Raw genomic sequence first — 7911 nt, forward strand, 5'->3', positions numbered from 1 at the left:
CTCCTTTGCTTTCTCTGCCCGCTTATATGATCTTTGCGTGCTTTGCTGCTTTGCTGCTTTGCGAGACTACTCCGCGCCTGCCTCTTCGCCATCTCCATGGCCCATTATCTCGCGGATAGGCTTCACTGCCTGATAGATGCCGCGGTTGTATTTATTGCCCAGGATGATCAGGGTGGTGGAGTCCTGCACAAAACGGTAAAACACGGTGTTGTTGCCATGCCACCAGCCATTGTGGTACACAATATTTTTGGTGCTGTCGGGATACACCATCAAACGCCATCCCAGCCCGTAATTGCGGATACCGGGTTTTTCATGGCTGTAAGGCGTATAGGCGGCTTTCAGTGTGGCTGAGTCCAGCAGTTGGCCGGAATACAGCGCCTGGTCCCATTTGAGCATATCGCGGGCGGTACTGTAGATGCCTTTGTCGCCCATCACGCCGTCGAAATAGGTGTCCGGTTCTGCCTGGCCGTTGTATTTATGGCTCTGCGTCTGGTGTGGCCGGGGCGTGGAAGCGGGATCGTATACAAAGGTGTTGACCATATGCAGCGGTTTGAAGAACGTTTGCTGCATGAAGTCGGCGTATTTCTGCCCGGTGGCCTTTTCAATGATGGAGGCCAGCAGGAGATAGTTGGTGTTGCAGTATTGGAAGTGGGTATCGGGGAGATGCTGGATGCGCGGTTTATGTTGCTCCATCAGGCGGATCACCTGTTCATTGGTGATGAACGCTGCCCTGTCTTTCCAGAGACTGTCGCAGAAATAGAGGTAGTTGGGCAGGCCGCTGCGGTGATTGAGCAGCATGCGAACACTGATGCCTTTGTAGGGAAACTCCGGGAAGAATTTCTGTACGGAGTCTTCCAGGCTCAGCTGTTTTTTTTCTGCCAGCCACAGCACAGCCGTGCCGGTGAAGGTTTTGGAGACGGAAGCCAGCTGAAAGGCGGAGCTGTCCACCAACGGTATTTTAGTCCGGTAGTTTTCCAAACCATGATATTGTTCGAAGATGATAACGCCTTTTTTAGCTACCAGGATAGCGCCGTTAAAGCCGCTGCGCAATAGTTTCCCGGTATAAAATGCATTCAGTTCCCGTTGCAGCTGCACTGTGCGCGGTGCTTTGAGAATGGCTTCGCGTTGTGCCTCCGTTAAGTTGAGCGTATACAGGCTACTGTCTGATATGGCCTTTTTCCTTTTTGCTTCCCTGCGTGCTGCATTGCCCTGGCAGCTGGAGATGATGGCAATTCCCGTGATAGATAAGATGATGCTTACTGCTTTCAATCGCTTCATTAGAGGTGATTCACTGACTTACTTAATGCTGATTCTCTCTGTAAATTTTCAAGGCGTTAAAATTATACTCATTGACAATGCATACCAAATATTCTCAGGCATCCAACCCGCTTTTAATGCATTTTTAAGCCCATTGATTATTAAAATATCAAAAAAAACAGGGTAGAAAGCCTGTTTTTTGATAAAAATCGAATTTGACTATGATAGTATTTGATTATTCCCCAACATAAAGTAGGTTTGTGCCTTGTTTTTGCCCCGCGTAACCGCAATTATTAAGCCAATTGCGACCGAAAAAATTACATATAATTCTTTATAATATTATGGAACAGGTAAAGTCTACAAGTTATCCGAAGGAAAAGATCAGCATTTTATTGTTGGAGAATATCAGTGACGCCGCTGTGGCAGAATTCACCACGGCAGGCTATTCGGTTCGCAAACTGACTGGTGCGCTCAGCGAAGCAGATCTGATCAGCGAGATCAAGGATGTTCATTTATTAGGTATCCGTTCCAAAACACAGGTCACCCGTAAAGTGCTGGAGGCTGCCAAAAAACTGCAGGCCATCGGTTGTTTCTGTATCGGCACCAACCAGGTGGACCTGAAAGCGGCCACCGAACATGGTGTGGCTGTTTTCAACGCGCCTTATTCCAACACCCGTTCTGTAGCGGAGCTGGTGATCGGACTGTCTATTGTTCTGATTCGCCGTATCGTGGACAAGAACGCGGCCGCCCACAACGGTGTCTGGATGAAAGAAGCCAAAGGCAGCTATGAGCTGCGCGGTAAAACACTGGGTATCGTCGGTTACGGCAATATCGGCAGCCAGGTGAGCGTGCTGGCGGAAAACATGGGCATGAACGTGATGTATTACGATGCCGAAACCAAACTGCCGCTGGGCAACGCCGTACAGCAAAGGTCCCTCAAAGAACTGTTTGAACAGGCGGACATCATCTCCCTGCATGTGCCTTCCAACAGGTCCACGGAAATGATGATCAACCGGGAAACCCTGTCCTACGTGAAGAAAGGAGCCATCTTCCTGAACTATGCCAGGGGAGAGGTGGTTGACCTGGAAGCGCTGAAAGAGGCCCTGGAAAGCGGTCAGTTGTCTGGTGCCGCGGTAGACGTGTTCCCGGTAGAACCGGAAAAGAACGGCGCCGCTTTCAGCACACCGCTGCAGAAGCTGTCCAACGTGATCCTGACGCCGCATATCGGTGGCAGCACCGAAGAGGCGCAGCATAACATCGGCCTCGACGTGAGCGCCAAACTGCTCAACTACCTCGAAAAAGGCGCCAGCTTCGGTTCCCATACCGTACCGGCCATCAGCGTGCCGCCTATCGAAAATACACACCGTATCCTGCACGTACACCAGAACGTGCCGGGCGTATTGTCCGCTATCAACACCGCCCTGTCTGAAAATAAAATCAATATCCTCGGACAGTACCTGAAAACCAACGACCAGATTGGTTATGTGGTGCTCGACGTGGACCGCCAGCTGTCCCAGGAAGCCCTGGCCCTGCTGAAAGAGGTGAAACATACTATCAAGGCACGACTGCTTTATTAATTTAGAGATTTAGAGATTTTGGGATTTGGGGATTTTGGGGTTTATAGGGTGTTTTAAAGCAATCTATAAATAACAAAATCTCAACATCTCAAAATCTCAGATCAAAAATCCGGTTCCCCGAAATCCTCCAATCCCAAAATCCCAAAATCCGTAAATTGAAAAATCCGTAAATTCGAAAATCCCCCATCAATTTGTAAATTGTTTCAGATTTGTTTGTTATCCTTGCAAGCGTAAACAGCCATCAAAACAGAAGCATGAACAGTATCAACGTACGCATAGCAGGGGTAGCATTAATGACCGCACTGCTAGGGCAGGTAAATGTAAACGCGCAGGACAGCGAGCCTAATAAATGGGCCCCTGAACAGATCAACATCGACGGCCAGGCAACAGAATGGCCAAAGCCACTGCAGTTTTATAACAACGATACCAAACTCTTTTATACGATCGCCAATAATAAGGATACCCTGTTCGTGATTGCCAGCGTGCCTGATAAAATCAGCCAGCAGCGTATCATGCGTTCCGGGTTGAGCATATCCATCAACCCCACCGGAAAAAAGAAAGGCGGCGCGATGATCACCTTTCCGCTGGTAGGGGAAATCAATGCAGCCCCGGACGTACCGCAGGAGTCCCGCCAGAAACTGGCCGACGAATGGAGAAGACAGGCCCTCGCCAACGTGAAGGAGATCAAAGTGGAAGGATTGACCGGCGTAACGGACGGGAATATACCCGTTAGTAATCCCAATGGCATCCGCACCGCCGCCGCTTTTGACGCAGCAGGCAACCTGGTTTGCGAATTGGCCGTACCCATTGCAGTGGCAGGCATCCCTGCCGCATACGATAAGCCGGTCGCTTACCGTTTTAAGGTAAACTCCCTGAGCGCGGCAGAACGCCGGGAACAGGAGAAAATCCTGCGGGAAAAACAAGCCAAGGCCAGCAAGGACGGGGGAGCACCCGCCATGCCGGATGAAGAGACCCGGATGAAAATGATGCTGTTCTTTTCAACGGAATTCTGGACGAGACAGACGTTGGCGGCGCACCCGTAATTTTTCAAATAGTCTTAACCGTTATTATGCATACAAATCTGTTTACCTCAGGAGCCAGGATTGCCCTCGCCGGCATCACCTGTGTACTTTTATGGACGGCCTGCCGCAAAGACAACAAAACGTCGCCGGACCCGGCGCCCCGCACAGATACCACCAAGGTAACGGCCTCGTCGGACGAGGACTCCCTGAAATACCTGATGTACCAGATCATGCAAGTCACCTACGCCGATGGCGGCCGTACCCCGGCCAGCGGACTACCAACCTACTACTGGTATTCCCAGGTGCCGGCCCTCAACCCGTTTGACGCAAAATACGCCAACGCCGACAGCCTGCTGTCTGTAATGAAGACATACGCCATTAATCAGACCACCACCCGGCCGTATGACCATTACAGTTTCCTGGACCGCAACGGGGTACTGACCAACAAACTGATGAACGGCATTTCCTCCCAGGCTTTTGCCGCCACCAATGGCGACCTGGGACTGGACTACGGCATAGCGCAGGACGGCGGCGGCAACGCCCACATTTTTGTGTTGTATGCGGATAAAAACGGTCCCGCCGGCAAAATCGGCGTTACCCGCGGATGGGAGATCATCTCGGTCAATGGTAACAGCAACATCTCCACCAGCCAGGCCTTCCTGACGTCGGTGTACAACGCCATCTTCAACAGCCCTTCGGTAACGCTGGGCTTCAGAAGGCCGGATGGCACCACCATCACCCAAACCCTGACCACCGCCAGCTATAACATCAACCCGGTTGTTTTTGATACCGTGTTTACACTGGCTGGAAGCGGCAAAAAGGTAGGCTATTTCTCCATGTACACCTTCTCCAGCATCATCAATAGCAGCGGTCAGGACACCTATACCAAAACCGCGCTGGACCAGCTGTTCAATAAGTTTGCCGCACAGGGGATCACCAGCCTGATCGTGGATTTCCGCTACAACGGCGGCGGCGCGGTGTCTACGGCCGAATACCTGGACAATGCCATTGCTCCGGCCGGGGCAGCAGGTAAACTGATGTACAGCACCGTCTTCAACGATAAGCTGATGGCGCATGCCTCCCAGGTGGGACTGACGACCACCACCAAATTTGCGGCAGCCACCAGCAAACTTCGCCTCGACGATGTGTTTTTCATCACTACCGGCAATACGGCATCTGCCAGCGAACTGACGCTGAATAACCTGAAACCGTATATGACCGTGAAACTGGTGGGCGCTAAGACCTATGGTAAACCAGTCGGTTTCATCGATTTCAACATCGCTGTTTTCGATCAGAACCACAACCGGAAATATCTGGCAGACCTGTATGCCATTAACTTTGAGACGAAGAACGCCAATGGCGTGGGCGGGTATTTTACAGGGATTGATGTGGACGCAACTGCATATGATTATGTAAACGTACCCTGGGGAGATACCCGGAATGATGACAACCTGAAAGCGATTGTCAATTATCTTACCACCGGAAAATACACCGGCAACGCCCGGGCCGCATCGACCGAAATGAGTAATCTGCGGCAGGCGATCCCGTCACTGAAGCCGGTGAACGGTTTTAACGGCATGGTGGACTATGAACGCAGCCGCATTATCAGCGCCGGTCACTAGTTACTAAGAAGCTTACAAACAATATTGATCCCCGCAAAGCCGTCTGCGACGCTTTGCGGGGATTTTTCATCAGTAAATAATCACCTCGTCGGTAAACATAAACCCACGTTGCCCGTTCTTCGCAATGACACGCACATAACGCGCCTTTTGCTGACGCAGATCAAATTTAAAATCCTTGAAAGCCAGCGTGGACAGGCTAACCGGCACATCGTTGCTGACGGTTTGCACGGTGCGGAAGTGTTGTCCGTCATCTGATAACTGTACTTCCACTGCTGCCGGGATGTAGACACCTGGACCGGTCAGCTGCATAAAATTGATGGACAAACGCTGCAGCTCCGTCACCTTTTCCAGGTCTACCGTAATATCCATATCTCCCAGAAATCCCTGCCACTGGCCGTCCCCGTATGTCAGCGATCCACGGTATCCGTTCACCAGCGTTGCTTCGCGCTGCGCTGCATACTTCTCATTATAAGGTCTGTTGTAAATTACTTTTTTCCCGAGGGCCATATGATCGTCCACTGCCAGCACCGCCGGTTTGCCCTCCAGCACAGTGTCCCGGAAGATAGCTGCCGTAACAACCGCCGATCCTTTCACCGTAAAACGTCCGTTGTATAACATCGACTGCGGCGTGGGAGCGGAGCCGTCTGTGGTGTAACGAATCTGTGGGCGATACTGTTCCGAGGTAAACGTAATAGCCGCTTCATGCTGTGTGGTATTAATTTCCGGATGGATGCTCACCGCATAGGAAGGACGGTAATAATTTACGTTTAGGCGTTGCAGTAATCGATAGTGCGACTGCATCCGCTGATGGAAGTCATCCCATTTTTTGCGCAGCGTGTCCGACCATACTACCTCTGACAGCGCTATCACCCGCGGGTAGGTCATGTATTCCAGGTGGTAGGAGTTAGGGATGTACTCCGTCCATATATTGGCCTGAGCGCCCAGCACATGTTTAGCTGCGGTGCTGTCCAGTTCGCGGGGGACCGGTTCGTAGCTGTACACTTTTTCCAGCGGAAGGTAACCGCCGATGGCTTCCGGCTGGGTGACAGGGTCTGCCTGGTAGCTGTCGAAGTAACAGTAGGCGCCGGGCGTCATCACCACATCGTGACCGGCTTTGGCTGCAGCGATGCCGCCGCTTTCACCGCGCCAGGACATCACGGTAGCTTCCGGCGCCAGGCCGCCTTCCAGTATTTCGTCCCATCCCAGCAGTTTGCGGTGGCGGGAGATCAGGAATTTTTCCATGCGGCGGATGGCGTAGCTCTGCAACTCTTTTTCATCGTTGAGCTTTTCGGTGCGGATGCGCTGCTGGCATTTGGGACATTGTTTCCATGCTTTGGTGGAAGCCTCATCGCCGCCGATATGAATGTACCGGGAAGGGAAGATGGCCATCACTTCGTCGAGCACGTTTTCGAGGAAATAAAAAGTGGAGTCGTTGCCGAGGCAGAACTCTGAATTTTTGTAAGGTATACCGGAGCAGGAGAGCGCCGGGTACATGGCCAGCACTTCTTCCGAGTGGCCTGGCATTTCTATTTCGGGTATTACGGTGATGCCTCTGGTGGCTGCATAGGCCACAATTTCTTTGGCTTCCTGCCGGGTATAGTATCCGCCGTAGGCGTTCGGGTCGCCCTCGTGCGAATAACGGCGTCCGCTCTTCCACCATTCTTTCCAGTTGGCGGTAGTGCGCCATGCGGCCTGTTGCGTGAGTGCCGGATATTTTTTGATTTCCAGTCTCCAGCCGGCGCCGTCGGTCAGGTGCCAGTGGAAGGTGTTCATGCGGTACAGCGCCATCAGGTCGATAAACCGTTTGATGTAGGACGCCGGAAAGAAGTTGCGGGACACGTCGAGGTGTACGCCGCGGTAATTGAAGCGTGGCTGATCGGCGATGTCTGCGCAGGGGAGCAGCGAGCGGTCAGGTTGCAGCCAGCTGAGCTGCACGATGGCCAGTGCGGCGTTGATGGCGCCGGCATCGCTGCGGGCGTCGATGGTCACCGCCGCCGGCGTAATGCGGATGCGGTATCCGTCGGGGTGTGGTATAGTGGAGGCATTCGCCTTTCTGAAGATAATCGTGGAGCGGTTTTTTCCGGTGGCCGGAAAGTGGCCCATTTCTTTCAGCAGCCCGGTGGCCTGGCGAAAATCTTTTCCGGGGAAAAGGAGTCCCTGGCCATTGAGATGAAAATAACCGGTTCCGGCGGTGATCTGCGAAGGACGCGGGATCAGGTCGAGGTTACCGGTATACTGCGCTTTTCCTGGCAGCACACAGCATGCTGTCAGCAACAGCATACCAACACAATACTTAAACATAAGCCTGGTAAAATTAAAGGACAATGATAGGGAAAGAATTACAAAAAAGGGAACAGGGAGTGCTGAAAAAGCAGAAAGCATAAAGCCCGGAGGCTTTATGCTTTCTGCAACAGGAGTATTCGTTTCTCACTT

Annotated in this window: 5 protein-coding genes; 3 read left to right on the forward strand and 2 right to left on the reverse strand. The window is 52.2% G+C overall.

Translation table 11 applies throughout. The features are described 5' to 3' along the window. Nucleotides 1–66 precede the first annotated feature (66 nt). Complete coding sequence (locus tag HF324_RS15620; RefSeq protein WP_246269555.1) at nucleotides 67–1278, reverse strand: serine hydrolase domain-containing protein; 1212 nt, start codon at nucleotides 1276–1278, stop codon at nucleotides 67–69. Between the two features lie 320 nt (nucleotides 1279–1598). Between HF324_RS15620 and serA the strand changes: the two genes are divergently transcribed. The 3 genes from serA (at nucleotide 1599) to HF324_RS15635 (ending at nucleotide 5478) form a co-directional block, all read left to right on the forward strand. Beyond that, entirely contained in the window at nucleotides 1599–2834 is a 1236-nt protein-coding gene (gene serA, locus HF324_RS15625; protein ID WP_168803367.1) for a phosphoglycerate dehydrogenase, read from the forward strand. 254 nt (nucleotides 2835–3088) lie between these two features. Then, nucleotides 3089–3877: a hypothetical protein gene (locus HF324_RS15630; protein ID WP_168803368.1), complete on the forward strand. Its 789-nt coding sequence runs from the start codon at nucleotides 3089–3091 to the stop codon at nucleotides 3875–3877. 26 nt (nucleotides 3878–3903) lie between these two features. After that, nucleotides 3904–5478: a S41 family peptidase gene (locus HF324_RS15635; protein ID WP_168803369.1), complete on the forward strand. Its 1575-nt coding sequence runs from the start codon at nucleotides 3904–3906 to the stop codon at nucleotides 5476–5478. Between the two features lie 69 nt (nucleotides 5479–5547). On the opposite strand, the gene HF324_RS15640 is transcribed toward HF324_RS15635, so the two are convergent. Further along, nucleotides 5548–7779: a glycoside hydrolase family 20 protein gene (locus HF324_RS15640; protein ID WP_168860223.1), complete on the reverse strand. Its 2232-nt coding sequence runs from the start codon at nucleotides 7777–7779 to the stop codon at nucleotides 5548–5550. Nucleotides 7780–7911: the final 132 nt, after the last annotated feature.

It is taken from the genome of Chitinophaga oryzae (genome assembly GCF_012516375.2).
GTDB lineage: Bacteria > Bacteroidota > Bacteroidia > Chitinophagales > Chitinophagaceae > Chitinophaga > Chitinophaga oryzae.

Bases quoted from the DNA above. Each gene is read 5' to 3' on its own strand.
- HF324_RS15640 (WP_168860223.1), bottom strand. From the start codon at position 7,779: ATGTTTAAGTATTGTGTTGGTATGCTGTTGCTGACAGCATGCTGTGTG.
- HF324_RS15620 (WP_246269555.1), bottom strand. From the start codon at position 1,278: ATGAAGCGATTGAAAGCAGTAAGCATCATCTTATCTATCACGGGAATT.
- HF324_RS15630 (WP_168803368.1), top strand. From the start codon at position 3,089: ATGAACAGTATCAACGTACGCATAGCAGGGGTAGCATTAATGACCGCA.
- serA (WP_168803367.1), top strand. From the start codon at position 1,599: ATGGAACAGGTAAAGTCTACAAGTTATCCGAAGGAAAAGATCAGCATT.
- HF324_RS15635 (WP_168803369.1), top strand. From the start codon at position 3,904: ATGCATACAAATCTGTTTACCTCAGGAGCCAGGATTGCCCTCGCCGGC.